The sequence below is a fragment of the Arthrobacter sp. UKPF54-2 genome (assembly GCF_007858535.1).
In the GTDB taxonomy this organism is placed as follows: Bacteria; Actinomycetota; Actinomycetes; order Actinomycetales; family Micrococcaceae; genus Arthrobacter.
On sequence record NZ_CP040174.1, the window covers coordinates 1595632 to 1620792 of the forward strand.

Annotated in this window: 23 protein-coding genes; 6 read left to right on the forward strand and 17 right to left on the reverse strand. The window is 67.5% G+C overall.

Going from position 1 to position 25161, the window contains the following annotated elements:
• Positions 1 to 46 precede the first annotated feature (46 nt).
• From E7Y32_RS07235 to glyA, 10 genes are all read right to left on the reverse strand, one after another.
• On the reverse strand, positions 47 to 1693 hold the full coding sequence (locus tag E7Y32_RS07235; protein WP_146336528.1) for a cytochrome b/b6 domain-containing protein: 1647 nt from the start codon (positions 1691 to 1693) through the stop codon (positions 47 to 49).
• Between the two features lie 2 nt (positions 1694 to 1695).
• Positions 1696 to 2679: an electron transfer flavoprotein subunit alpha/FixB family protein gene (locus tag E7Y32_RS07240; protein ID WP_146336530.1), complete on the reverse strand. Its 984-nt coding sequence runs from the start codon at positions 2677 to 2679 to the stop codon at positions 1696 to 1698.
• A gap of 12 nt (positions 2680 to 2691) precedes the next feature.
• Positions 2692 to 3468: an electron transfer flavoprotein subunit beta/FixA family protein gene (locus tag E7Y32_RS07245; protein ID WP_146336532.1), complete on the reverse strand. Its 777-nt coding sequence runs from the start codon at positions 3466 to 3468 to the stop codon at positions 2692 to 2694.
• Positions 3469 to 3646: 178 nt separating this feature from the next.
• Positions 3647 to 4546 (reverse strand): formyltetrahydrofolate deformylase, encoded by a 900-nt coding sequence (gene purU / locus E7Y32_RS07250; RefSeq protein ID WP_146336534.1) that lies wholly within the window; start codon positions 4544 to 4546, stop codon positions 3647 to 3649.
• Between the two features lie 3 nt (positions 4547 to 4549).
• On the reverse strand, positions 4550 to 5923 hold the full coding sequence (locus tag E7Y32_RS07255; RefSeq protein ID WP_146336535.1) for an L-serine ammonia-lyase: 1374 nt from the start codon (positions 5921 to 5923) through the stop codon (positions 4550 to 4552).
• Positions 5924 to 6559, reverse strand: coding sequence for a sarcosine oxidase subunit gamma (locus tag E7Y32_RS07260; protein WP_146336536.1), 636 nt, complete (start codon positions 6557 to 6559; stop codon positions 5924 to 5926). It abuts the gene before it with no gap.
• On the reverse strand, positions 6552 to 9497 hold the full coding sequence (locus E7Y32_RS07265) for a sarcosine oxidase subunit alpha family protein (RefSeq protein WP_146336538.1): 2946 nt from the start codon (positions 9495 to 9497) through the stop codon (positions 6552 to 6554). The genes E7Y32_RS07260 and E7Y32_RS07265 overlap by 8 nt, the downstream gene beginning before the upstream one ends.
• Positions 9494 to 9898 (reverse strand): sarcosine oxidase subunit delta, encoded by a 405-nt coding sequence (locus E7Y32_RS07270; protein WP_146336540.1) that lies wholly within the window; start codon positions 9896 to 9898, stop codon positions 9494 to 9496. The genes E7Y32_RS07265 and E7Y32_RS07270 overlap by 4 nt, the downstream gene beginning before the upstream one ends.
• Positions 9899 to 9925: 27 nt before the next feature.
• Positions 9926 to 11146, reverse strand: a complete 1221-nt coding sequence (locus E7Y32_RS07275; protein ID WP_146336542.1) for a sarcosine oxidase subunit beta family protein — start codon at positions 11144 to 11146, stop codon at positions 9926 to 9928.
• Positions 11143 to 12498, reverse strand: a complete 1356-nt coding sequence (glyA, locus tag E7Y32_RS07280; RefSeq protein WP_146336544.1) for a serine hydroxymethyltransferase — start codon at positions 12496 to 12498, stop codon at positions 11143 to 11145. Before glyA ends, E7Y32_RS07275 begins: the two co-directional genes overlap by 4 nt.
• 168 nt (positions 12499 to 12666) lie before the next feature.
• Between glyA and E7Y32_RS07285 the strand changes: the two genes are divergently transcribed.
• Positions 12667 to 13338, forward strand: coding sequence for a GntR family transcriptional regulator (locus E7Y32_RS07285; protein ID WP_146336546.1), 672 nt, complete (start codon positions 12667 to 12669; stop codon positions 13336 to 13338).
• Here the strand turns inward: E7Y32_RS07285 and E7Y32_RS07290 are convergent.
• Positions 13335 to 14825: a PucR family transcriptional regulator gene (locus E7Y32_RS07290; RefSeq protein WP_146336548.1), complete on the reverse strand. Its 1491-nt coding sequence runs from the start codon at positions 14823 to 14825 to the stop codon at positions 13335 to 13337. The genes E7Y32_RS07285 and E7Y32_RS07290 overlap by 4 nt on opposite strands.
• Before the next feature lie 145 nt (positions 14826 to 14970).
• On the opposite strand from E7Y32_RS07290, the gene E7Y32_RS07295 reads away from it, so the two are divergent.
• The 4 genes from E7Y32_RS07295 to E7Y32_RS16280 all read left to right on the forward strand — a co-directional run bounded on the left by E7Y32_RS07295 (position 14971) and on the right by E7Y32_RS16280 (position 18939).
• Entirely contained in the window at positions 14971 to 16515 is a 1545-nt protein-coding gene (locus E7Y32_RS07295) for a cytosine permease (protein WP_146336550.1), read from the forward strand.
• Positions 16516 to 16562: 47 nt separating this feature from the next.
• Complete coding sequence (locus E7Y32_RS07300) at positions 16563 to 17819, forward strand: aminopeptidase P family protein (RefSeq protein ID WP_146336552.1); 1257 nt, start codon at positions 16563 to 16565, stop codon at positions 17817 to 17819.
• A 101-nt stretch (positions 17820 to 17920) separates the two neighbouring features.
• On the forward strand, positions 17921 to 18724 hold the full coding sequence (locus E7Y32_RS07305; protein ID WP_146336554.1) for a creatininase: 804 nt from the start codon (positions 17921 to 17923) through the stop codon (positions 18722 to 18724).
• A 56-nt stretch (positions 18725 to 18780) separates the two neighbouring features.
• Entirely contained in the window at positions 18781 to 18939 is a 159-nt protein-coding gene (locus tag E7Y32_RS16280; protein ID WP_186467071.1) for a hypothetical protein, read from the forward strand.
• A gap of 42 nt (positions 18940 to 18981) precedes the next feature.
• Here the strand turns inward: E7Y32_RS16280 and E7Y32_RS07310 are convergent, their stop codons facing one another.
• Positions 18982 to 19554: an MOSC domain-containing protein gene (locus E7Y32_RS07310; protein WP_146336555.1), complete on the reverse strand. Its 573-nt coding sequence runs from the start codon at positions 19552 to 19554 to the stop codon at positions 18982 to 18984.
• 94 nt (positions 19555 to 19648) lie between these two features.
• Between E7Y32_RS07310 and E7Y32_RS07315 the strand changes: the two genes are divergently transcribed.
• Positions 19649 to 20467, forward strand: coding sequence for a GPP34 family phosphoprotein (locus E7Y32_RS07315; RefSeq protein WP_146336556.1), 819 nt, complete (start codon positions 19649 to 19651; stop codon positions 20465 to 20467).
• Positions 20468 to 20498: 31 nt separating this feature from the next.
• Here the strand turns inward: E7Y32_RS07315 and E7Y32_RS07320 are convergent, their stop codons facing one another.
• The 5 genes from E7Y32_RS07320 to E7Y32_RS07340 all read right to left on the reverse strand — a co-directional run bounded on the left by E7Y32_RS07320 (position 20499) and on the right by E7Y32_RS07340 (position 25117).
• On the reverse strand, positions 20499 to 21383 hold the full coding sequence (locus tag E7Y32_RS07320; protein ID WP_146336557.1) for a serine/threonine-protein kinase: 885 nt from the start codon (positions 21381 to 21383) through the stop codon (positions 20499 to 20501).
• Positions 21380 to 21775 (reverse strand): hypothetical protein, encoded by a 396-nt coding sequence (locus E7Y32_RS16395; protein WP_261382571.1) that lies wholly within the window; start codon positions 21773 to 21775, stop codon positions 21380 to 21382. The genes E7Y32_RS07320 and E7Y32_RS16395 overlap by 4 nt, the downstream gene beginning before the upstream one ends.
• Positions 21776 to 21854: 79 nt before the next feature.
• Positions 21855 to 22361 (reverse strand): MarR family winged helix-turn-helix transcriptional regulator, encoded by a 507-nt coding sequence (locus E7Y32_RS07330; RefSeq protein WP_186467072.1) that lies wholly within the window; start codon positions 22359 to 22361, stop codon positions 21855 to 21857.
• Positions 22362 to 22458: 97 nt separating this feature from the next.
• Positions 22459 to 23715 (reverse strand): NYN domain-containing protein, encoded by a 1257-nt coding sequence (locus E7Y32_RS07335; RefSeq protein WP_146336558.1) that lies wholly within the window; start codon positions 23713 to 23715, stop codon positions 22459 to 22461.
• Between the two features lie 70 nt (positions 23716 to 23785).
• Positions 23786 to 25117, reverse strand: coding sequence for an MFS transporter (locus tag E7Y32_RS07340; protein ID WP_146336559.1), 1332 nt, complete (start codon positions 25115 to 25117; stop codon positions 23786 to 23788).
• Between the last annotated feature and the right edge of the window lie 44 nt (positions 25118 to 25161).

Genomic DNA, 25161 nt, shown 5'->3' on the forward strand with positions numbered 1-25161 from the left:
CCGGAAGCGGCGGTAGGAGCGACGAATTGGCCGTCAGGACTCCCAACTAGCGGCTGCTGACCTTCCCGAACAGCTTGGCGATCGGGGCGAGCACGATCGGGCGGGCGGCGTACCAGCCGGCCGCGGTGATGGCGATGGCGGCCGCGAAGAGCCAGAAGCCCACCCAGTTCACCTCGTCGGTCCCGGCGAACATGTGGTTCAGGTTGCGCAGTGCCCCGGTCGCGAATACCAGGAACACGTGGATCAGGATGAACAGCACGAAGAACAGCATCGTGGGGAAGTGGAGCGCGCGCGCCACCTCCACGGGGTAGGCCTTGTTCAGCGCCTTGGCGTTCTTCGGCCAGAACTCGCTCATGCGCGCCCCCGTGATGGCCGCGAGCGGGGCGGCGATGAACACCACCACGAAGTACATCAGCTGCTGCAGGCTGTTGTAGTTCACCCAGCCGTTCTCCACCGGCCAGTCCAGCGTCAGGTACTGCAGCAGCGCGGAGGCCGCGTTCGGGAACACTTCCCAGCTGGTCGGGACAATCCGCATCCAGTGGCCCGAGGCGAACAGCAGCACCGCGAAGATGAGGCCGTTGGCCAGCCACAGGATGTCCAGTGACTGGTGCAGCCACAGCGTGATGCTGATCTTCTTGCCGCCGCGCTTGGGCGCCCAGAACGCCGGCGGCTTCTGCTGCGTGCGCACCTGGTAGCCCGAGCGGATGATCAGCGCCATCAGGAAAATGTTGAAGAAGTGCGCCCACTGCGCCCACCACGGGAAGCCCGGCTGAGCCGTCTCGGGCAGGTCATATTCGCCGGGGTACCGCTCGAGGAATGCCGGCACGCCCGGCAAAGTCGTCACACCGCGCGCGGCGAGGATGAGGATCCCGGCGGCGGCAATCGCGCCGACGGCGAGCAGCGCAATGCGCTTAAACCACTGCGCCAGGGTCCGCGAGCCGTAGAGTTTCGCCTCGGCCTTCGGCTTGGCGGGAGTTGCGGGTGTTGCGGGTTGTTCGACGACGGCGGGTGGAACCTCAGCGGGGACAGGAGCCTCGGCGACACGTGCGGGAACCGCCGGCTCGGCCTGCGCGGGCGCGGGAACCGGTGCAGCAACAGGAGCAGGGGGTGGGGCGTCGGCAGCCGGCGCAAGTCCGGCCGGCGGCCACGGTTCGCCGCCCGGGACGCGGGGGAGTCCGCGGCGAAGCTGGTCGGCTCCGGACGTGGGCGCAGTCGTGGCAGCAGCGAGCGCTGCTGCAGTTGCCGGCGTCTCCGCCTGCACTGACTTTTCCGGCGGAGCAATCGGAGCGGCCGGCGTCACAGCGGCGGCCGGATTAGCCGACGCGGGCTCGGCGGCTGCAGCCGGCGCCTCGGACACGGGCGCCGCCGACAGCAGAGCCGCACCACCGGGAGGCCAGGGCTCGCCTCCCGGCACCCGCGGCAGTCCACGGCGGAGCCGCGGGGCCACCGGGGCCGCAGCCGGGGCCGTTGCGGCGCTGCCGGCGTGCTCTGCGACGGCCGCCGTCGCCGTTCCTGCGTCGTTGATTTCCGCAGCAGGAGGGGCCAACGCCGCCAACGGCGCCGTTTCCTCAACAGCGGCCGGTACCGCTTCTGTCATGGCAAAGCGAGCGGGCGCCGTTCCGGCCGGAGGCCACGGCTCGCCGCCCGGAACGCGCGGCAGGCCCCGCCGGACGGACCCGGACTGAGTTGCCATGCCTACTTCTTCCGGGCCTCGAGGGCGCCGATGAGCTGGGGGACAACCTTGAAGACGTCGCCCACCACCCCAAAATCGGCGATCTCAAAGATGGGCGCGTCGGCGTCCTTGTTGACGGCGACGATCGTCTTGGCGGTCTGCATGCCGGCCCGGTGCTGGATCGCGCCGGAAATGCCCAGCGCGATGTACAGCTGGGAGGACACGGAGACCCCGGTCTGGCCTACCTGCTGCGACTGCGGGACGTAGCCGGCGTCCACCGCGGCGCGCGAAGCACCAATGGCGGCGCCGAGGGTGTCGGCGAGCTGTTCGACCAGGGCGAACTGTTCCGCCGACCCGAGGCCGCGGCCGCCCGCGACGACCTTCGCGGCGCCGCGCAGCTCCGGCCGGGTGGTGGCGGCGACCACCTCCTCAAAGGAATCGACCCGCGCGGCCTTCTTGTCGGAGGGCGTCACCGCCAGGGTCTCCGACGCCGGCGGCTGCGCCTCCGCGCGAGCCTCGATGGAGCCCTGGCGGATGGTGATGACCGGCGGCCCGAAGGTGGCGGTGGACGTCACGTCGTAGGCGCCACCGTAGACCGAGTGGTGGGCGACGACGCCCTCGTCATCGCGGGAGACTCCGACGGCGTCGACGCACACCGCGGCCCGCGATCGGGCCGCGTACCGGCCGGCGAGGTCGCGCCCGTTGAGGGAATGCGAGATTAGGATGGCATCCGGCCGCACCCGCTCGACGGCGGCCGCCAGCGCGTCAACGCCCGGCACGCCCAGCGCGGACGCATCCGGGGTTTCGGCGATCAATACGTGCGCGGCACCGAGGTTGGCGCCCTCCGCGGCGGCGGCGCTCCCGGCGTCGGGGGCGGCCAGCACCAAGGCAACCGCGGTGCCGGCTGCGGCGGCGGCGCCGAAGAGTCCCGCCGCTGCCTTCTCGAGTTCACCGGAGGGCCGGGTTTCGACGACGACGAGGATTGCGTCACGAGGGAATTCAGTCATGTCCGTTGTTCCTTACGCCAGTCGGTTTTCGATCAGGAACTCGGCCAGCTTCTCGCCGGCATCGCCCTCGTCAACGATCTTGGTGCCTGCCGCGCGCGGGGGCTTCTCGGCGATGGCCAGCATGATGGACCGCGCCGCGTCGGGGGCGTCAGCCGTGACACCGAGGTCCGCGAGGGTCAGGACCTCAAGGGGCTTCTTCTTCGCGGCCATAATGCCCTTGAAGTTGGGGAAGCGCGGCCCGGGAAGCGCCTCGGTGATGGAAATGACCGCGGGAAGCTCCGCGGACACCTGTTGCACGCCGGATTCAACGGCCCGGGTGCCGGAGACTGCGCCGTCGCGGATGTCCACGGAGCTGAGTCCGGTGGCGAGCGGCACGTCCAGCAATTCCGCCAGCATCGCGGGGATCATTCCGCCGGATCCGTCGGTGGAGACGTTGCCGGCGATGACAAGGTCAAAGCCGGCGCGGCGGATCGCCGCCGCGAGGGTTTCGGCGGTGAGGCCAAGATCCGCGCCCCGGAGCGCCTCGTCGCAGATGTGGATGGCGCTGCCGGCGCCCATCGCGAGCCCCTTGCGGATCGTCGCCGTCGCACCTTCGGGGGCGAGCGAGAGAACGGCGACGTCGGTGCCGTCGTGCGCGTCGGCGTAGCTCAGGGCCAGCTCCAGCGCGCGCTCGCCGATCTCATCGATGACTGTTTCGCTGGCCTCCCGGTCTGCGAGACCTGTTTCAAGGTTCAGTTTTCGGTCCCCGTACGTGTCGGGGACCTCCTTGACTAGGACGATAATCTTCATCGATGACTCTTCCTGTGGCGGGCATGTCCCCAGGGGGACACGTCGGATCTCCATAGAGTCTACGAAAGTGCAGCGCGGCCCGGGGGACAGGGGCCGTGTCGGCCGGGGGAGCACCCCCCACAACGCGGAGGACGGCGGGAGATCCCGCCGCCCTCCGAGTATGGGGTAAGGCCAGGGCCTACCTCAGGACCACCGTCCGGTTGCCCTGCAGGATCACCCGGCCTTCGCAGTGCCAGCGCACAGCGTTGGACAGTGCCTTGCATTCGGTGTCCCGGCCCGCCGCGACGAGGTCTTCCGGCCCGTAGGTGTGGTCCACCTCCACCACTTGCTGCGAGATGATCGGGCCCTCGTCGAGCTCCGCGTTGACGTAGTGCGCGGTGGCACCCACGGTCTTCACGCCGCGGGCGTAGGCCTGGTGGTACGGCTTGGCGCCCTTGAAGCTGGGCAGGAAGGAATGGTGGATATTGATGGCCCGGCCGTCCAGCTTTCGCGTCAGGCCGTCGCTGAGCACCTGCATGTAGCGGGCCAGGACCACCAGTTCGACGTCGAACTCATCGATAAGCGTCAGCAGCCGGCCCTCCGCCTCCGGTTTGGTGGCGGCGGTGACGGGCACGTGGAAGAACGGGATGCCGTGCCACTCCACCAACGCCTGATGGTCCGTGTGGTTGGACACCACGGCCACCACGTCGACCGGGAGCTCGCCGACCCTGGCGCGGAACAGCAGGTCGTTGAGGCAGTGGCCGAACTTGGACACCATGATCAGCACGCGCCGCTTGGAACCGTGCGGCTCCAGCCGCCAGCTCATCCCGAACCGCTCAGCCACCGGGGCGAAGGCCGCCCGCAGGGTGTCCGCGGTGGACGCATCGCCGTCGGACGCGAAATGCACCCGCATAAAGAAATGCCCTTCGGAGCGCTCGCCGAACTGCTTGTTGTCGATGATGTCGCAGCCGTGGTCCAGCAGGAACCCGGACACTGCGTGCACAATGCCCGGGGACTCCGCGCAGTCGAGCGTCAGGACATGCTCCACGGTCGTTTCCGCAGACGGGCCGGTCAGGGGCTCAGTTTCAATGGCGGTCATGGCTCAGCACTCGATGACGTTGACGGCGAGACCCCCGCGGGAGGTCTCCTTGTACTTAGTCTTCATGTCCGCTCCTGTCTCGCGCATGGTTTTGATGGCTTTGTCCAGAGATACTTTGTGGCTCCCGTCGCCGTGCAGTGCCAGCCTGGCGGCGTTGATGGCCTTGACGCTGGCGATCGCGTTCCGTTCGATGCAGGGAATCTGCACCAGGCCGCCGACGGGGTCGCAGGTGAGGCCGAGGTTGTGCTCAATCCCCACCTCGGCGGCGTTCTCGACCTGCTCGGGCGTGCCGCCCAGCACCTCGCACAGCCCGGCCGCGGCCATGGAACAGGCGGAACCCACCTCGCCCTGGCAGCCCACTTCAGCGCCGGAAATCGAGGCGTTGATCTTGAAGAGGATCCCGACGGCGGCCGCCGCCAGCAGGAACCGGACCACACCGTCGTCGTCGGCCCCTGGAACAAACTTCATGTAGTAGTGGAGCACCGCGGGCACGATGCCGGCCGCGCCGTTGGTCGGTGCGGTGACGATGCGTCCGCCGGCGGCGTTCTCCTCGTTCACGGCAAGGGCGAAGAGGTTCACCCACTCCATAGCGCGAAGCGGATCAGTGGTTCCGTTATCCGCCGCCAAGGTCTGGAAGAGCGACGGCGCCCGGCGCGGAACGTTGAGGCCGCCCGGAAGAATCCCTTCCGCGGCGCAGCCGTTGTCCACGCATTCCCGCATGACGGCCCACAAGGCGAGCAGTTTCTCGCGAAGCTCTGCCTCGCTGTGCCAGACGAGTTCGTTGGCAAGCATCACCTCGGAGATGGACAAGCCCTCCCGCCGGCAGGTGGCCAGCAGTTCGTCGGCGGTGGTGAACGGGTAGGGCAGGACAGTGGCGTCGGCCACCACCTTGTCCGCACCGTCGGCGTCCCCGTCCACGACGAAGCCGCCCCCAATGGAGTAGAAGCTCCGCTCGCTGAGCACGGCCCCGGCGTGGTCCAGGGCCCGGAAGGTCATGCCGTTCGGGTGGGCGGGCAGGGACTTGCGGCGGTGCAGGACCACGTCCTCGTCCCAGTTGAAGTCCACCCGGTGGTCCCCGCCGATCCGGAGTTCGGCGTCCAGGGCCGCCGCGGCCACCTGGTCGTCGGCGGTGGCTGTGTCCACGGCTTCCGGGTCCAGGCCCTGCAGGCCCAGCACCACGGCCTTGTCCGAGCCGTGGCCGCGCCCGGTGGCACCGAGCGAGCCAAACAATTCGGCCTGGACGCGTGCCGTGGCGCTGAGCTTGCCGTCAGCCTTAAGCCCGTCCGCGAACAGCTTCGCCGCCCGCATCGGGCCGACCGTGTGAGACGACGACGGCCCGATGCCAACGGAGAACAGGTCCAGGACACTCAGCGCCATTTAGGGCACCTCAGGCGAGGCGTACTCGCGCATCGCATCGAGGAGCCAGCGGCCCAGGAAGTCCGCGAAGGACGCGCGGGGGAACAGCCTGAAGCTTTCCTCCCCGGTCTTCTGCAGCACCACCGGAATGCCGCCCACCTCGGTGGAAAGCGCCGTACCCGGGATGAAGCTGCGCGGGTGCAGGTCCAGGGCGCAGCCCTTTTCCAGCACGGCCCGGGCGCGGGGGCCGGAGAGCTCGAACATGGTGCGGTTGGCGGACAGGTCCACCACCTGGCCCGGAGCGTCGCCCAAGGCCTCCGTAAGGGAGCCGATGAGGTTGCCGCCCAGGAAGTCGTGGGACTCCTCGGGTGCAACCACCAGGAATTCCGACGGTCCCAGCCAGAGGACGCTGGTGCTGCCCGTGCCGGTCACTTCGCCGCAGCGTGCCGGCAGTCCGCCGGTGACGGCTGCGATCCGTGAAGCGCCCTCGGAGCGGGGATCCACGCGGACCCCGGCCATGGTCTGGAACGGGCCCTCGGCGAGGACAACCTTGCCCTGGACCGAGCCCGCCTCGAGCGCTGAGGCCAGGTGGGAGGCGGGGCTGCGGCGGATTTCCCGGAGTCCATTGATGCCTTCGAGTGCTGCTGAATTAGCCATCTTTGCGGGTCCCTTCGGGGTCAAACAGTACGGTTTCTGCTACAACAACATCGACCAGCTGGTCGCCGGAGACGGCCACCATGGTTTCGCCGATGCGGTTGCGGCCATTCTTGATCAGTGCCAGTCCAAAGGAGCGTCCCAGGGCGGCGCTGTGGTAGCTCGAGGTCACGAAGCCCTGCATCGGGACGGGACCGTAGGCGGGGCTGGTGCTGATGCCCTGCTCCACAAGCTGCGTTCCTTCCGGCAGGCGGATGGAGCCGTCCACCGGCAGGACGCTGACCAGGTGCTTGCGGTCCCCGCGCTGGCCGTCGGCGCGGGCGTAGGAGCGCTTGCCGATGAATTCCTTGGCCTTGGAGACGATCCATTCCATCCCCGCGTCCTGCGGGGTGACTGTGCCGTCAGTGTCCTGGCCGACGATGGGGTAGCCCTTCTCGGCGCGGAGCACGTGCATGGTCTCGGTGCCGTAGGGGGTGATGTTGAATTCGGCCCCGGCCGCGGCAACGGCTTCCCAGGTGTTCAGCCCGTACCAGGACGGCACGTTGATCTCGTAGGCCAGCTCGCCGGAGAACGAAATCCGGCAGATCCGGGCCCGCACGCCGGAGGCCAGCGTCGTCTCGCGGAAGGTCATGAACGGGAAGGCCTCTGCTTCCAGTCCGCCGTCGGCTGCCAGTGCCGGTGCCAGCTTGGCGAGGACCGCGCGGGATTTGGGCCCGACGACGGCAATGGTGCTCCACTGTTCGGTGACCGAGGTGCAGTGCACGTCGAGTTCGGGCCATTCAGTCTGGAGCCATTCCTCCAGCCAGTCCAGGACCTTGGCTGCGCCACCGGTGGTGGTGGTCATGAAGTAGCGGTCATCGTCGAGGCGCAGCGTCACGCCGTCGTCGAAGATCATGCCGTCAGGGCCGCACATGACGCCGTAGCGGGCGGAACCCGGGGCCAGCTTCTTGAATGCGTTGGTGTAGACCCGGTTGAGGAATTCACCGGCGTCCTTGCCGCGGATTTCGATCTTGCCCAGGGTGGTGGCGTCCATGAAGCCCACGGAGTCGCGGACTGCGGCGCATTCGCGCAGCACGGCGGCATCCATGTCCTCGCCGGCCTGCGGGTAGTACCAGGGGCGCTTCCACTGTCCGACGTCTTCGAACAGCGCGCCCTTGGCCTCGTGCCACGGGTGGATGGAGGTCTTGCGGGCGGGGTCGAACAGTTCGCCGCGCTGGCGTCCGGCCAGCGCCGCGAAGGCCACCGGGGTGAACGGTGCCCGGTAGGTGGTGGTGCCGATGTCGCCAATGCCGCGGGACGCTTCGCCCGCGGTGCGCAGTGCGGCGGCGATGACACCGATCGCGTTGACCCCGGAGGTCTTGCCCTGGTCGTTGGCGGTGCTGATGGAGGTGTAGCGCTTGATGTGTTCCACGGACCGCATGCCGGCTCCGGTGGAACGCAGCACGTCTGCCACTGACTGGTCGCGCTGGAAGTCCACGAAGTGGTGGTGCCATTCATCCGGCGTGCCTTCCTGGCCCGGGACCAGCCACAGCTGCCGGGTCGGGGCGGAGGCCCTGGGCTCGCCGAGCGAGGCGGGCGTGGTGTCCGAGGCGAAGCCCGCGGCGATGGCCGCGGCGGCGCCGGCGGAAATGCCCTCGGCGAGGCAGTCGTCGAGCTCGAAGCTGCCACGGCCAGAGCCGATGGTCTGCTGGTTCGGGACAACCGTGCTCGGCACAAAAGCGGCGAGCTCGTCGTCCCAGCGGAGCTTGCCCTGGCGCTGGGAGTGGAGGTGCACCAGCGGGCTCCAGCCGCCGGAGACGGCCAGCAGGTCGCAGGCGATTTCCTCGACGCCGGAGGTGAGTTCGCCGTCGTCGTTGATGCTGCGGACGGTGACGCTCTCAACACGGCCGTCTGCCGCGCCGGAAGCGGTGTTGGCCACCGCGCTGCCGACCAGCACGCGGGTCCCGGCTTCGGCGGCTGCGCTCGCCACTGCGGTGAGCTGTGGGCGGGCGTCCACAACGGCCGCAACCTTCACGCCGGCGGCGCGCAGGTCCGCGGCGAGGGCGTAGGCGCTGTCGTTGGTGGTGCTGATGACCACGCGCTGCCCTGCCGCCACGGCGTAGCGGTTGAGGTAGCTGCGGACGGCGGAGGCCAGCATGATGCCGGGCCGGTCGTTGTTCTCGAAGACCAGCGGGCGTTCGTGGGCGCCGGGGGCCAGGATCACCTGGTTGGCACGCACGTGCCAGATCCGCTGGCGCGAGACGCCGGGCGCGGCGGGGCTGGAAAGGTGGTCGGTGCGGTTCTGGACGGCGATGACGTAGTTCGCGTCGTAGGCACCGAAGGCGGTGGTGCGGTTCAGGACCGTGGACTCGGCACCGGAAACCAGTTCGGCTTCCACGTCTGCCACCCATTCGAGGGCGGGCTTGCCCTCAATGGTGTCAGCCAGCTCAGCTGCGGTGGAACCTGACAGCAGGCTGCCGCCGAGTTCGGGCTGGTCGTCCATGAGGATGACGCGGGCGCCGGTGCGGACTGCCTCGCGGGCTGCGGCGAGGCCGGCGGGGCCGCCGCCGATGACCAGGACGTCGGTGTGGACGTACTTCTTGTCGTATTCCGCCCTGTCTTCTGCCGGGTCCAGCTTGCCGAGGCCACTGAGCAGCTCCGCCTTCAGGCCGTCCACCAGGGTGACGGTGGTGGCGGGGAGCATGGATTCGGCCACGTGTCCGGGGAACCGCGGCGCGATTTTGACCATCGCGTTGGATTCCTCAACTCCGGCGGACATGATGCCGCGGGCGCGGTCCTCGTAGAGCGAATTGCCGGCGGCGATGCGTCCGTTGGAGATCAGGGCGGAGGCGAGGGTGTCGCCGGGGTGGCCCGTGAATTCCTCGCCGTCCACGGTGAAGCGCCAGGAGATGGAGCGGTCGATGCGTCCGCCGGCGGCGAGACGGGAGTTCTGGGAAGTCACTTGGTTGCTCCTTCCGGGGCGGTGGTGCTGGAGATGCTGGTGGTCGAGGTGCTGGGAGCTGCGCTTCCGGTGGTGGTGCTGTCGGGGGCGAGGCTCGCGGTGCCGGTGTCTGCGGTGGCCCGGCCGGCGGCATCAGGGCGGGGCGAGCCCATCGGGTAGACCGCCTTGATGTCATAGGTGACGGTGTCGCGGAGCATGTTGAACCACTGGCGGCAGCCGGTGCTGTGCAACCAGCGTTCGGCGAAGATGCCCTTGGTGTTTTCCCGGTAGAACAGGAAGTGGGCCCATTCTTTGTCGGTCAGTTCATGCGGGTTTTCCGGGTAGGGCACGTGGGCCTGGCCGCCGTAGTGGAATTCGGTCTCGTCGCGCGAGCCGCAGTTAGGGCAGGAGATGAGCAGCATGTGCGTCTTCTTTCTGGGGGAGGGCTGCTAGTGGGCGACGGCGGCTGCGCCGTGCTCGTCGATCAGGGCGCCGGTTTCGAAGCGTTCGAGCGAGAAGGGCTGGTTCAGCCGGTGCGGCGTGCCGGTGGCGATGTTATGTGCGAACGTCATGCCGGCTGCAGGGGTGGCCTTGAAGCCGCCGGTGCCCCAGCCGCAGTTCACGAACATGTTCTCCACCGGGGTGTTGCCCACGATGGGGGAGGCGTCCAGGGTGGTGTCCACGATGCCGCCCCAGGTCCGCAGCACGTGGGCCCGGGCAAATATGGGGAAAAGCTCGACTGCGGCAGCCATCTGGTGCTCGATCACGTGGAAGGAGCCGCGCTGGCCGTAGCCGTTGTAGGAGTCCACACCGGCGCCCATCACCAGCTCGCCCTTGTGGGCCTGGGAGACGTAGACGTGCACGTGGTTTGACATGACCACGGTGGGGTGGACAGGCTCGTGCAGTTCGGAGACCAGGGCCTGGAGCGGGTGGGACTGGATAGGAAGGTCGAAGCCTGCCATTTCGGCCAGCACGGAGCTGTGCCCGGCTGCGGCGAGACCGACCTTTTCGGTGTTGATGGTCCCGCGGTTGGTCTTGACACCGGTGACCCGGTTCCCGTCCTTGACAAAGCCGGTAACTTCGCAGTTTTGGATGATGTCCACGCCCATTTCGTCGCACTTGCGGGCGAAGGCCCAGGCCACGTGGTCGTGCTTGGCGATGCCCGCGCGCGGCTGGTAGGTGGCGCCCATGACGGGGTAGCGGATGTTGTCGCTGATGTTCAGGATGGGGCAGAGTTCCTTGACCTGCTTGGGGTCCAGCCATTCAGCGTCCACCCCGTTGAGCTTGTTCGCTCCGACGCGGCGCATGCTTTCGCGGACGTCACCGAGGGTGTGGGCGAGGTTCATCACGCCGCGCTGGCTGAAGAGGAAGTCGTATTCGAGCTCCTCGGGCAGGATTTCCCAGAGCTTGAGCGCGTGCTCGTAAATGGCCGCGCTCTCGTCCCAGAGGTAGTTGGAACGGATGATGGTGGTGTTGCGGGCCATGTTGCCGCCGGCCAGCCAGCCCTTTTCCAGGACGGCAATGTTGGTCATCCCGTGGTTTTTGGCCAGGAAGTACGCTGTGGCCAGGCCGTGCCCGCCGCCGCCAACAATCACGGCGTCGTAGCTCTTTTTGGGGTCCGGGTTGCGCCAGAGGAAGTCCGGGTGCTCGGGGAGGAGGTCTGCACTCACTGGGCTGCTCCAATCAGGTCGGATTCGAAGGCGGCGATTTCGCCGCCGCCGTTGAGGTGGGGGTAGAGCGGGAACTGGTCGGCCAGGGCAGCCACCCGGGCGCGGAGTTCGGCGGCGGTTTCCTCGCTGAGCGTGGAGTCCCCGCCGCTGCCGGGGGTTGCGGCCGCGATGAGCGCCGTCGCGATGATGTCGGCGACTTCGGCGAACTCCGCCGCCCCGAAGCCGCGGGTTGCGAGGGCGGGCGTGCCAATGCGGAGTCCGGAGGACACCATGGGCGGGCGGGGGTCGAAGGGCACGGCGTTGCGGTTGACCGTGATGCCGATGCGGTGCAGGGCGTCTTCGGCCTGCTGCCCGTCCAGTTCGGAGTTGCGGAGGTCGACCAGGATCAGGTGCACATCCGTGCCCCCGTTGACCACGGAGATTCCTGCCGCGGCGACGTCGTCGCGGAGGAGCCGTTCAGCGAGGAGTTTGGAGCCCTGCAGGACCCGCTCCTGGCGTTCTTTGAATTCCGGGCCGGCGGCGAGCTTGAAGGCGACGGCCTTGGCGGCAATCACGTGTTCGAGGGGCCCGCCCTGCTGGCCCGGGAAGACGGCACTGTTGATTTTCTTGGCGTACTGCTCCTTGGCCAGGATGACTCCGCCGCGCGGCCCGCCGAGGGTCTTGTGCGTGGTGGTGGTGACGACGTCCGCGTAGGGGACGGGATTGGGGTGCAGCCCCGCGGCCACGAGGCCCGCGAAGTGTGCCATGTCCACCATGAGGTAGGCGCCGACGAGGTCGGCAATGCGACGGAACTCGGCGAAATCCAGCTGCCGGGAGTACGCGGACCAGCCGGCCACGATCAGCCGCGGCTGGTGTTCGAGGGCCAGTGCCTCCACCTCTGCCATATCGATCCGGAGGTCTGATTCACGGACGTGGTACGGCACCACGTTATACAGCTTGCCGGAGAAGTTGATCCTCATCCCGTGGGTGAGGTGGCCTCCGTGGGCCAGGTCCAGCCCCATGATGGTGTCGCCCGGGTTCAGCAGGGCGAACATGGCGGCGGCGTTGGCCTGCGCGCCGGAATGCGGCTGGACGTTGGCGAACTCCGCACCGAACAGCGCCTTGACCCGGTCTATGGCAAGCTGCTCCACAACGTCCACGTGCTCGCAGCCGCCGTAGTAGCGCTTGCCGGGGTAGCCCTCGGCGTACTTGTTCGTCAGCACCGAGCCCTGGGCCTCCATCACCGCGGAGGGGGCGAAATTCTCCGAGGCGATCATTTCAAGCGTCGACTGCTGTCGGCCCAGTTCCCGGGAGATGGCCTGCTGGACCTCGGGATCGACGACCGCGAGTCGCTCGTTCAACTGCTCAACCACGAATACTCCTTTGAAATACCACTATTGATGTAACTGATATATCAGTGTGAGGTCAATGCTATGATGGGGATCACACGGAGTCAATAGAGGCGGGAAAGTTTCGAAGGTCCCGCTTCCGGGCGCTCCTTTGGAAGCCCGGCACCTAGTAGCGAAGAACGGAGCGGAGCCTTGTCAGTACTTCCGGTCGTGTCCCCCGCAGAGGACGACGCGCTGTCGCAGGCGGAGTCCGCCTACCGTCAACTGCGCGACAAGCTGATCATGCTGGACATCCGGCCCGGGGAACCCATCAATGACGGGCAGCTGGCGGCAGAACTCGGCTTCGGCAGGACGCCGGTCCGCGAGGCCATCAAACGCCTGGAAGGGGACCACCTGGTGGTCTCCTACCCGCGCCGCGGCACGTTCGCGACCGTCGTGGACATTACCGAACTGGCCGATGTATCCGATATTCGTGAATTGCTCGAACCCCTGGCGGCCCGCCGCGCGGCGGTTAACGCCAGCGCCGACATGCGCGCCGAACTCCGGCAAGTAGCCCGGGCCCTTGCCGCGTTGGATGACAGGCCTGCTGACAAGCGCGAACTCATGCGCTACGACCTTGCCGTCCACCGGCTGATTTACCGCGCCGCGGGGAACCCCCACCTGGAAGACACCCTGATCCGCCACGACAACCTGGCCACGCGGATCTGGTGCCTCGTGGTGGACAAGGTGCCGTCCGTCGCCAGTCACATCACCGAGCATGTCCGGCTGCTGGAAGCGGTCGCCGACGGCGACGCGGAGCTCGCTGCGAAGCTGGCCTTCGAGCACGTCTCGAGTTTCGAGAAGACCGTGCGGCAGGTCCTCTAGCCACCGCGCGGGCCAACGGCAGCCGCTGCCGCAGCCGCGGCGATGTGGATGCTGAAGAGCCGGCCGGAGGTCCGCGGGTCGCCGCCCAGCAGCGCCTGGATCTTGCTAAGTCGCTTGTGCATGGTCTGCCGCTCGATATTCAAGGAGGCGGCCGACGTCGTCGTGTTGCACCCCGAATCGAGCCAGCACAACAGGGTGGCCAGCAGGGTGGTGCCATGCTTCCGGTCCCACTCGAGCACTTCGCCGAGTGCGGATTCCACGTAGGAGTCAAGGAACGCCGGATGCGGCACGGCGGCCAGGATCCGGCGGCCGAGGAAGTCCATGGCATCCAGCACCTGGCCCGCGCCCGGCATGCCGAGCTTCATAACTTCCTGCGCCTCGACGAACGAGTCGTGCGCTCGGGAACCCTCGGCCACGTTGGGTCCGAAGGCGGCGCATGTGTCCGAACCGGCCAGCGCCTCCCGGGCAGCGCGGAGCAGCACTTCGCGCGCGGCCCGTGCGCCTTGATGCGGGTGTGCCAGAAGCACCGCGCGCTCGCCGTCCCAGAGGTGGGACTTCACCTGGACTCCGCGCACCTGCAGCGCACGCTCGACGGCGGGAAACTTGGTGTCCCGGCCGGAGGCGCGGAACACCGCCACGATCGCGGCGTGGCCGGGGTCGAGTCCGGCCTGTAGCCAGAGCCGCTGGACGGACTCGGCATCCGCGCCCTCGATCACCGCCTCCAGCAGTCGCGCCTCGGCCACTTGGGCCGGCGTGGGCCGAAACGCCTGCGCCAGCGCCAGCGCCAGGATCCCGGATAAGCGGTCGGCGGCCAGTTCGAGCAGCAGCGGGTCTTCCGATGGTGATCGCAGGGTCAGCTGCGCCGCGTGCTGGCCGCCGACCACGATGCCGGCCTCGGCCCTGGAGCCTCCGTCGTCGACGGCGTCGCCGGCGCGCCCGAGCAGGGACCCGTCGGGTGCCGCGAGCGAGACCTCGGCGTCAAGGGCCCCTGCAAGCAGCTGGAGGATCGTTGGCAGGTGCGGGCCCTTGTCCGTGATCTGCCGGGCAATCCGCCGCGAGAGGTCATCGACCACCAGGTGGGCGGCAGCCTGCTCGTTGACCACCAGCCGGTTGACCGCCTCGGCGATGTCCACGAAAGGTGCCACGGTCCGCAGTTCGATCAGTGGCAGGCCATTCCTGTCCGCCGCCGCGACCAGAGTTTCCGGCAGCGGGACCCCCGCGCCGGCATTCTGCAAAGCCAGCGCCGCGATGTGCCGGGCCGCGAGGCTCCGGACGTACGTCTCCTGCTCCGCGGCCGGCAGCGCCAGCAGCGATTCCCCGCCGGAGAGCAGCAGTTCCCCGCCGCGCAGCAGCGGGGCGATCTCGAGGACCTCGCTGGAGTGCACCCAGCGGACGGCCCGCTGCAGCGTCCCCGGCACGCTGCTTCGCACCACCGGGGTGGCGGCCGCCATAGGTGCTGTGGCGAGGACTTGGGAAAGGGTGATCATGGTGGCCCGGCCTCATAGGGTGCGTCATATCGTCACTGGTTGGGACTTCAGTGTAATCAAAACGGCTCTACTTTGTGGGGCGGGTCACTCATAAACTGGATTTACTCCCCGTTCTCCCTCACAACGAAGTGAATTGAGGCACAGCATGACCCAAGCTCAACACGGCACGCACGAAGCGGCCACTGTGGAGGTTGAAGATGTCCTCCAACCCATTCCCGAGTCCGCACGGACCACCAAGCTTTCCGGTCAGTTCTGGATCTGGGCCGGCGCTAACGTTGCCCCCATCAACTGGATCCTCGGCGCACTCGGCATCCAGCTCGGCCTGGGCCTCGGCGACACGCTCCTGGTGCTGATCGTCGGCAACCTGATCGGCATGGCCGGCTTTGGATTCTTCGTAATCCTCGGCCAGCGCACCGGCGCGACCGGCATGCTGTTGGCCCGTGGGGCTTTCGGCCGCCGCGGAGCCTACCTGCCGGCCGCGATCCAGGCCACGATCGCCATCGGCTGGTCCGCCGTCAACACATGGGTCATCCTCGACCTGATCCTGGCCCTGTTCGGCATGATCGGCTGGGTCGATCCCGCCGAACGCAACATCGGCGTGCGCATCCTGGTGGCTGCAATCATCATGACCGTCCAGGTCGCGATCTGCTACCGCGGCTACCGCGCCATCTCCAAGTTCGAGCGGATCACCATGCCGCCCACCATCCTGGTCCTCATTGGAATGTCGATCGTTGCGTGGACCCAGCTGGACATCAACTGGAGCTACGCCGGCCCCGCCGGCGCTGTCCTGGAAGGGCTGCCGCGCCTGGCCGCCATGTCCTCGATCATGACGGTCATCGGCATCGGCTGGGGCATCGGCTGGTTCACCTACGCGCCGGACTACTCCCGGTTCGTCAGCCGCAAGGTCAAGCCCGCCAAGCTGTTCGCCGTCAGTGTCCTCGGCCAGTTCCTCCCCGTGGTTTGGCTCGGCATCCTCGGTGCCAGCCTCGCGACCAAGAACGGCCAGGCCGACCCCGGCGAGCTGATCGTCTCCAACTTCGGCACACTGGCCATCCCGGTCATCCTACTGGTCATCCACGGACCGATTGCCACGAACATCATCAACCTCTACACCTTCGGCGTTGCCTTCCAGGCACTCGACGTCAAGATCTCGCGGCGCAAGCTGTCCATCATCGTCGGAATACTGTCCATGTTCGCGGTCGTCGGGTTCATGTTCGCCGAGGACTTCGCGATGATCCTCGACTCCTGGCTGGGTGCGATCGTGGCGTGGGTGGCCACTTGGGGCGGCATCATGGCTGTCCACTACTTCATCTTCGAGCGGAAGCACAAGGACTTCTCCTACCTGTTCCTCGATTCGAAGAAGACCTCCCTGAAGTCCGTCAACCCCGCGGCGTTCATCGCCTTCTTCGCCGGGATCCTGATGACCTGGATGTTCATGTACGGCGGTATCCCGGCCCTGCAGGGCCCGATCGCCACGGCCATGGGCGGCGTCGACTTCTCCTGGCTCGCCGGGACCGTCACCTCGTCCGCCATCTACTTCGCCCTCGGCTACACCCGCTTCCGCCGGCGCATCCGGGCCGGCGTTCCCCTGGGCATCCGCCTCGACCTGCACGAAGAAGCAGTGCTCGCCGAACACGGCGACGCCTGCGAAGACAAGCACAGCCTCCCGGCGCCGGCCCCCGTGGCCTGAACCGGCACCAGCCTTCCCCTGAAAACCCCGCAACGTAAGGAACACGCATGACCATCACCACTTCTGCCCCCGCTGCAAACGTCTCCGAGCTGGAGCGCCTCAAGGTCCTGAACAACGGCCAGAAGGTCAGCCTGACGTTCTCCGACGCTGAATTTGAGCGCCGCCTCGCGGGGCTTCGCCGGATCATGGCGGAGAAGGACCTCGACGCCGTCGTCCTCACCAGCTACCACTCGATCAAGTACTACTCCGACTTCCTCTTCACCTACTTCGGCCGGTCCTACGCCATGGTGGTCACCAAGGACGACACCGTGACCGTCACGGCCAACATCGACGCCGGGATGCCCTGGCGCCGCAGCTACGGCGACAACGTGGTCTACACGGACTGGCGCCGCGACAACTACATCTTCGCCATCCAGGAGGTCCTCCGCACCCGCGGCATCAACCCCCGCCGGATCGGCGTCGAAGATGACTCGCTCCCGCTGGACAACCGCAATAAGATCCAGGCAGCCTTTGCCTCGGCCGCTCTTGTCGATGTCGCCCAGGCCGCCATGCGCCAGCGGATGATCAAGTCGGCCGAAGAGATCGAGGTCATCAAGCACGGGGCGCGCATCGGCGACCTCGGCGGCGAGGCGATCCGCAACGCCATCACGGCCGGGATCACCGAGTACGAGGTCGCCCTGATCGGCACCGAGGCCATGGTCCACGAAATCGCCCGGACCTTCCCGGACTCGGAAATTCGTGACACCTGGGTTTGGTTCCAGTCCGGCATCAACACCGACGGCGCCCACAACTGGGCCACCACCCGCAAGATCCAGGAACACGACATCCTGTCCCTGAACTGCTTCCCCATGACCTCCGGCTACTACACCGCCCTGGAACGCACCCTGTTCTACGGCGAACCGGATGCCCGTTCGCTGGAACTCTGGAACATCAACGTCGAGGTCCACAAGCGCGGCCTGGAACTGATCAAGCCCGGTGCCGTCTGCAAGGACATCGCCGCCGAGCTGAACGAGATCTACGTGGGCCACGGGCTGCTCGCCAACCGGACCTTCGGCTACGGCCACTCCTTCGGCGTCCTGAGCCACTACTACGGACGCGAAGCCGGACTCGAGCTCCGCGAGGACATCGACACCGTCCTCGAGCCCGGCATGGTGGTCTCCATGGAACCGATGATCACCGTCCTGGACGGCCAGCCCGGCGCGGGCGGCTACCGGGAGCACGACATCCTCGTCGTCGGCGAGGACGGGGCCGAGAACATCACCAAGTTCCCGTTCGGCCCGGAATACAACATCATCGGCGCCTGACACCCGCGCCAACGGCAAGAGGCAGGGTGCGGCGCCACGGATACCGTGGCGCCGCACCCTGCGGCAGATTCGACGCCGCACGAACAAGGAGCACCACCAGCATGCAAAAGTCAGTATTCCTGGAAGACCTGGATGCGTTCAGCTACCGCGAAGTCCTTGGCTCCGGCGAGGCGATGGTCCTCATCCCGGTCGGTTCCTTGGAGCAGCACGGCCCCCACCTTCCGCTGGGCACGGACACCGTCCTCTCGTCCCGCTTTGCCGAGGGGGTCGCCAGGCAGGTTGGCGCCCTGGTGGCCCAACCCATCGCCTACGGCTACAAGTCCCAGCAGAAATCAGGCGGCGGCAACCACCTTGCCGGCACCACGAGCCTGGACGGGACCACCCTGATCGGGATGGTGCGCAACCTGGTGAAGTCCTTCCTGAACCAAGGCGTCCGGCATCTGGTCCTGATCAACGGACACTTCGAGAACTACCAGTTCCTCTACGAGGGAATCGACCTGGCCCTGGAAGACCTGGGGATCAAGCCCGGCGCAGAGCAGAGCGTGCTGCTGTTGTCCTACTGGGACTTCGTCAGCCAGGACACCCTTTCGCAGGTTTATCCTGACGGATTCCCGGGCTGGGAAATCGAGCACGGAGGCGTCCTGGAAACCTCGCTGATGCTCCACCTGGAACCGGCGCGGGTGGCCATGGACCGGCTGGTGGACGGTCCGCCTGCCGTGTTGCCACGCTTCGACAGGCTTCCGGTGGTGACCGAGCGTACTCCGGCCACGGGCTGCCTCTCCTCGGCGGCCGGATCCAGTGCCGCCAAGGGCAGCCTGCTGTATGCGCAGGTCATCGAAGACCTGGTGGCCGACATCGTCGGAGAGCTGGTCAGGGAACCCGCCGCGGCCGCTGCCCGTCACTGACCGGCGAGGGCTGGGCAGTGACGACGATTCAGGCGACATTCTTGGTGACGGGCCTGATGCTTCTTCCCGCGTCGGCTCTCTTGATGGTCCCGGAGGTGCGGCGGGACGGGCCCGTGGCGGCCCTCCCTGGCCGCCGCGGGCGGCTGATCTTCGCAGGGCTGGTGGGCGCGCTGGGAGGGCTCCTGCTGCTTGCCGGCACGCTGGCGGGGGTTTAACTCCCGCTGCAGTTCCTGAGCAATGGACGATTCGGCGTCGGGCTAGGGCAGGCGGGACGGGCGCAGCAGGGTCGCCTCGCCGGCGCGGTCCGGGTCCAGCGGCACGGGGCTGACCAGCACTGCCGGTCCGCGGTGCAGGACGCCGTCTGAAAGCACCTGGCACCGCACCCCGCCCCGCCCGCGCATGGCCTTGTGGGCGCCCGGGGCAAGCACCGCGTCCATCCAGGCGCAGGGATGCGCGGGCCGTCCGGCTTTGAACCGCACCAGGTCCCCGCCGGATTCCAGTGCGAAGTCGTGGCCCAGCAGCGGAGCCAGCTCGGCGCCCCGGAGGTGCACGTTGCGGCGCGTCAGCAGCGCGTCGAGCGGGGCAGTCCCCTGCTCGGCGGCGATCGCGTCGAGGGCCTCGACGGCGAAAATGGTCACGGCCGCATCCATGTGCGCGGCCTTGCCGAAGAACCGGTCCCCGGCGATTCCCTTGCCGGCCACGAACTCGGCCCGCGCGGCGTCCGTGGTGGGAACGTCGGCTGCGCCGTCACGGGCACGGCCGAAGTAGGCGTGGGCGGGCGAGACGAGCAGGTGAAGGATCTCGACGTCGTACCTGTAACTAGCCGTCATCCCACCAAACTATCGTCTCGCGGAAGTCTCACGGGAAGAGGGTCGGGACGAAATCCTCATTGTGGGGCCCGTCCAACAGGGCCACGATGATCCTATGGATGCTGAGACAAAGAAGACCGCGGAGCTGAGCCTTCCCCAGGCCTTCCTCCTGCTGGCGACGAACGACGACGATGGCAAGCCTGCAGTGCCGGTGTTCGCCCTCAGGACCACGCTGGCCGGGGCCGTCCTGGCCGAGCTGGAACTGGCCGGCGCGATCGAGCTGAAGGGAAAACATGTCCGCGCTACGGGCATGGCAGCGCCGGCGGACTACCAGCACGAGCTGGAGCTCATCCGGGGCAAGTCGCGGCCGCATACTCCCAAGCGGTGGGTGTCCATGCTTGAAGGCCGCGCCGAAGTGCAGCGTGTCTACGAGACGATGGCGTCGCGGGGGATCGTGGAACATGTCGGCGAGAAGCACCTGGCCCGGTTCCGGGCCGTGCGGTACCCGGAAAAGGACCATGCTCCGGAGGCGGCGCTGCTGGAAAAGCTTGAGGCCGCGTTGAGCGGTGCACCGTCCGCATCCGAGAAGCCCGGGCCCGAGGCGCCGGCGGCTGCCCAGGCCGACACCACCTCGGCCGATACGGCGCCGGCCGAAGCGGCGGCTCCGGCCGCCGGCACGCCTGATGCCGCGGGGCCCGGAGCGGGGCCCGAAAACGCCACTCCCGAAGCCAAAGCGCCCCAGTCCCAGGGGCCCGACGCCAGAACGACGGCGCTGTTCGCGTTGCTGCATGCGGCCGGATTGTTCGGGAAGCTCTTCCCGGCGGCAGACCGGGTCTTTGCGGACGAGCTGGCAAAGGACTACTGGCCCGCCCGCGCGGTGGAGGATGAACTCCGGCTGATCAGGCTGGCGCAGGAAGAGGCCGCAACCTTGTAACACCGGCTCAGGGCTGGGGCCACGCTCGGCTTTACCGGCTGATTCTTTTCAGCGCGCGGTGGGCTTCGGCCGCGGTGGGCCGGTTGCCGGGTTCGGCGTCGGTCATTGAGTGCAGCAGCATCGACCAGCGCCGCCGGACCGTGTCCGGGAGCCGGGGTGCGCGGAGCGTTCGGGCCACCATGGACTCCAGTGCGGGGCCGGGGAAGGCCTTGATTCCGGTGAGGCACTCGAACGTGACCAGCCCCAGCGCGTAAACGTCGCTGGCCGTGGTGGTGGTTGTTCCATGCACGGCTTCGGGGCTCAGATAGTGCGGTGTGCCGGAGCCGGCATGGTTTGGCCGGTGCCACGAACTGGTGGCAATGCCAAAATCGGTCAGTTTCGCGAGCCCCGCGGGACCGGCGCTCGCGGAACGGTCCACAAGGATGTTGGCCGGTTTAACGTCATTGTGGACCACGCCCTTGCGGTGGACGTGCGCCAGCGCGCCGGCGACGTCGCCCATCCAGGCCGCCACGAGGGGCATCCGCAGCGGACCGTCCTGAAGGACGGTCCGAAGGTCCGGACCGCTCACCAGTTCGGTGACAAGGTAGTTCCGGCCCGAGCCGCTGCCCCCGTCATCCGGCCCGTGGCCGTAGCCGTTGACGCGCACGATATGCCGGTGGTGGAGCGGGGTGTGCAGGTCTTTCTCCCGGCTAAACGGCGATGCCGCGTCGCTGGCGTCGGACCGGAAGATCTTGACGGCCACCTCGGAACCGTTGGCGGCGTCGGTTGCCCGGTAGACGTCGGCCTCGGAGCCCCTGCCTGCCAGGGTCCCCAGCCGGTACCGCTGGTCCAGCAGGCGGTCTTCCGCAAGGGGGCCGAAGAAGGCCGCCCGGGGAGCGGCAGCCCGCGCCGGCCGCCGGGTGAGGGCGAGTGTCACTGCAGCAAATTTTGCAGCTCGTCCGGTGTCAGCCCTGCGGCCAGGGCCATGGCCGGGCGGTCCGCCCCGAGGCCCGATGCCGCCTTGAGGGCATTCTCGAAGCGCTCCTGGGCCGCGTCCAGCTCCCAGTGCAGGCTCTCCACCCGGGCGGAGGCCAGCCGCACGGCGGCAAGGGGATCAGCGGCAATATCGGCGTCCAGCCGGTAGCCACACCCGCAGGTCCACGCCGCGAACCCCGACTGCAGCGGCGCCCACGGCAATGAAGCCGACTCGGCCGCCAACATGGTCATGGCCGCGCCGCAGTGGGAGGGAGCACCCGATGCAGGAGCGCCGACGTCCGTGACGGCAGCGGTATTGGGTCCAGATGTCTTGCGATCAACTACGGCCGTCATTCGATCCACCATTCTAGTAACTAGTTCACAATGTAGCTAGTCTAACTAGTGTTTGGTGGTTGTCCAGTCGACGCCGGTCTTACTCGCCGTCGACGTCGATTTCGTCCACGGCTTCGCGCATGTGCAGCAGGAAATGCAGCACTGCCTTTGCTTCCTCGTCGCTCAGGGATTCAGCCACCTCGATCATCCGACCGTGCATCTTGCCCAGGGTGTGGCGGACTTCCTCGTCAGCGCCGCGGGTGGGGCGCAGAATGATGGCGCGGCGGTCCGACGGGTGCGGCTGGCGCGTGATGTACCCGCTGGTGGCCATGCGGTCAACCAGGGCGGTCATGGATGCGGAGGTCATTCCCAGTCGGGCGGCGAGTTCCTTGGGGCGGACTTCCTGGCCCGCAGTCTCAGCCTCAAGCAGGTACCGCAGTGCCAGGAGGTCGGTCTCGCCCATCGCCATGGAGTTGCGGGTGCGCCGCCGCATGGCGGTCTCCGAGGCCCGATACTCCCGGAGCGCGTTCAGGATATCGACGGCGTAAGGCTGCCCGTGTGCCTTCGGCGGGTACCAGTAGCCTTCTCTTTCAGCGGGCGGAGTCACGCTAATTCCTTCGATGGACTAGTTGTACGTTCGTCTAACCAATGGATACTAGCCCAACTTACCGCTCAGGGCGGCACCGCCTCCGAAGGTGCGGCGCCTACTCTGCCGCTGCGCCGGGTTTGTCCTCCAGCAGGCCCCCGCTGGCCCAGCGACGCAGCGCGAGCTTCTCGGCGTCGTCGAACTCCATCAGCGCAACCCGGCAGAGCTCCTCGACGTTTATCGTCCACGCCGCCGCCAGCTCCGGGGCCGGCAATGCGCCCGTGAGCGGGACCCCGGCATACCCCAGGCCCTGGAGAACGAAATTGACGGCCGCGCGGGAGACCGGCTGGCCCGCCGCGACGCAGTCGTCCCGCACCGCCTTGGACAGCTCAACGCGGTTGCCGGGGTGTTCGCGCAGCTTCGTCTCCAGCGACAGGAAGACCTGCCGGAACTGGTCGGACGAGAGCGCCGGGACATCCGTCACCCGGATGATCTGTTCCTCGATCGCCGGCTGCAGGCTGGCCGGGGCCGGAAGATCCTCGGCCGAGAAGCGCTGGGCGTCCCACACCCAGCCGCTCTGCGCTGGAGAGTAGTCCACGTCTTGGCCGATCTGCGCCACCCAGGCGCCGAACTTTCCGGCACCTCCCCAGTCCGTCTTCAGCGACGGGTCTGCCGTGAGCGCGCGGTGGGCAACCATCGCGCCGGCAACCGGTCCCGGAGCGGAACGGACAAAGGCCACGAGCTCGCGGACCGCCGGCGAGGCGGGCTTGGGTTTCGGCTTGCCCGCCGCCGGGGCTGGTTGTTGCTTGGGGGACGCCACTGTGTGGATGGACTCGGCCGCGCTCCCGTTGAGGACGGCCACGAAGTCGTGGGATTCGACCACGCTGTCCGCCATCTCCCGGTACGCGAACGCCACGGCGCCGGCGGCGATCACCGTCGTCATCCGGTCCGCGGCACGGAAGCGCTGGATCAGCGAGGTGAAATCCGCATCCGCCGAGGCCACAAAGAACTCTTCAATATGTGCCGCACCGGACAGGGCATCCATCGCGTCCAGGACAAGGTTGATGTCCGTGCTGCTCTTGCCCCGCTGCGTGAGTGACGGGCAGTCGATCACCCGGAAGCCCGCCCGGGTCCAGTACGGCCGGTACTTGGAGTAGATGACGGGGTTGAGGTAGCAGTTGCGGATCAGGAAGCGCCGGGAGTCCTCGCCCGCGACGCCGTCGGCCAGCGCCTCCGTCCAATGCTTGGGATCCTCGGCGAACCGCTTGTCGGCCGCCGGGTCCAAGGCCATCAGGCCCGTGTAGACGTTGTCGAAGTCCACGAACATCGCGGCGCGGATCCCCGGCCGCCGGGACTGATGGAGAGGTTCGGTCATCGGCTCAGTCTGCCAGCAGGAGTGCCGGGCGGGGCAGAAGTGAATCCGCGCGTTGCCGGGCCCGCCGTGGTCATGCCGCCGAGGAAACTTTCAAGGGCTCGATTTTGCCCAGTATGAACACGTAATTCGCGGCACCCAGCAGCGAGATGAAACCGATGACCGCGAGGGGTGCCACAAAGGATCCAGTCCGGTCCACCAGGACGCCGATCAGGACGGGCGTGAAGATGCCCGCCAGGTTGGATGCGAAATTCTGGAGACCGCCGATGGATCCGACGTGCCGGGAGCTCGGGGCGACGTCGGCGGGTAGTGACCAGATCCCGGTGGCGGCGACCGTGAGGCTGGAATAGGCAACGGACAGCAGCGCCAGGGCCATCCATGCCTCGGGAACAGTCGCGGCGAACATGATCACCGACCCGCCGATCAGGCCTCCGGCGATGGCGGTCTTGCGAACCCTGGTCACCGAGGTGCCGCGCTGCACCGCTCGGTCGGCGAGGTAGCCGGCCAGCCAGCCGAAGGCCACCGCGCAGATGCCGGGGATTGCACCGAAGATGCCAAGTTTGAGCAGGTCGAATCCGCGCTCTTTGACGAGATAGCCCGGGAAGAAAGTGATGAAGAAGTAGATGGCGCTGTTGAGGCAGAAGAAGCCGAACATCATGCTGAGGATGGTGCGGTATTTGAAAAGTGACCTCCACGGCAGCTGCGCGGCGGCGTCGTCGTCGGAGGCTTCGCTCCGGGCGCCCCCTTCCCGGATGTAGGCCACTTCCTCGGCGTTCGCACCCGGGTGTTCCTCGGGGTTGCGGTACGCATTCCACCACACGGCCGCCCAGATGATGCCGGCCATGCCGATGATGATGAAGACCGCGTGCCACGAGGTGAACGCGACGATCAGCGTGACGATGGGAAGCGCAATGACTGCACCTACGCGGGATCCGGAGTCCCAGATGCTGGTCGCGAAGGCCCGCTCGCGGAGGGGAAACCAGGTGGCCACGACCTTGGCCGCGGTGCTTGGAGCCGGGCTCTCCCCGACGCCCAGCAGGAACCGGGCAGCGAAGAGCGACCAGAAGTTTTGCGAAAAGGAGGTGGCGATCGTAAAGGTGGACCACCACAAGGCCGCCAAGGAGAAGGATTTCCGCGGTCCGACCTTGTCGACGTACCACCCGGCTGCCAGTTGGCAGAAGTCGTAGGCCCAAAAGAACGCTGCGAAAATCAACCCCTGCTGGGTCGCCGACAGTTCAAAGTCCTTGCCCATGAACGGCAGCGCCACACTGAGGCTGGAGCGGTCCAGATAGTTGATGCTCAACCCAACGAACGCGAGCCAGATGATCACCCAGCGCCTGCGCGATCTCGTGCGGGGCGCCGCGGAGGACGACGGCGATGCGTGCCTGCTGCCCAAGGTGGTCATATGGTCTCCTTTGACACGACAGAAGCTTCGGATGTTCCGGCAAC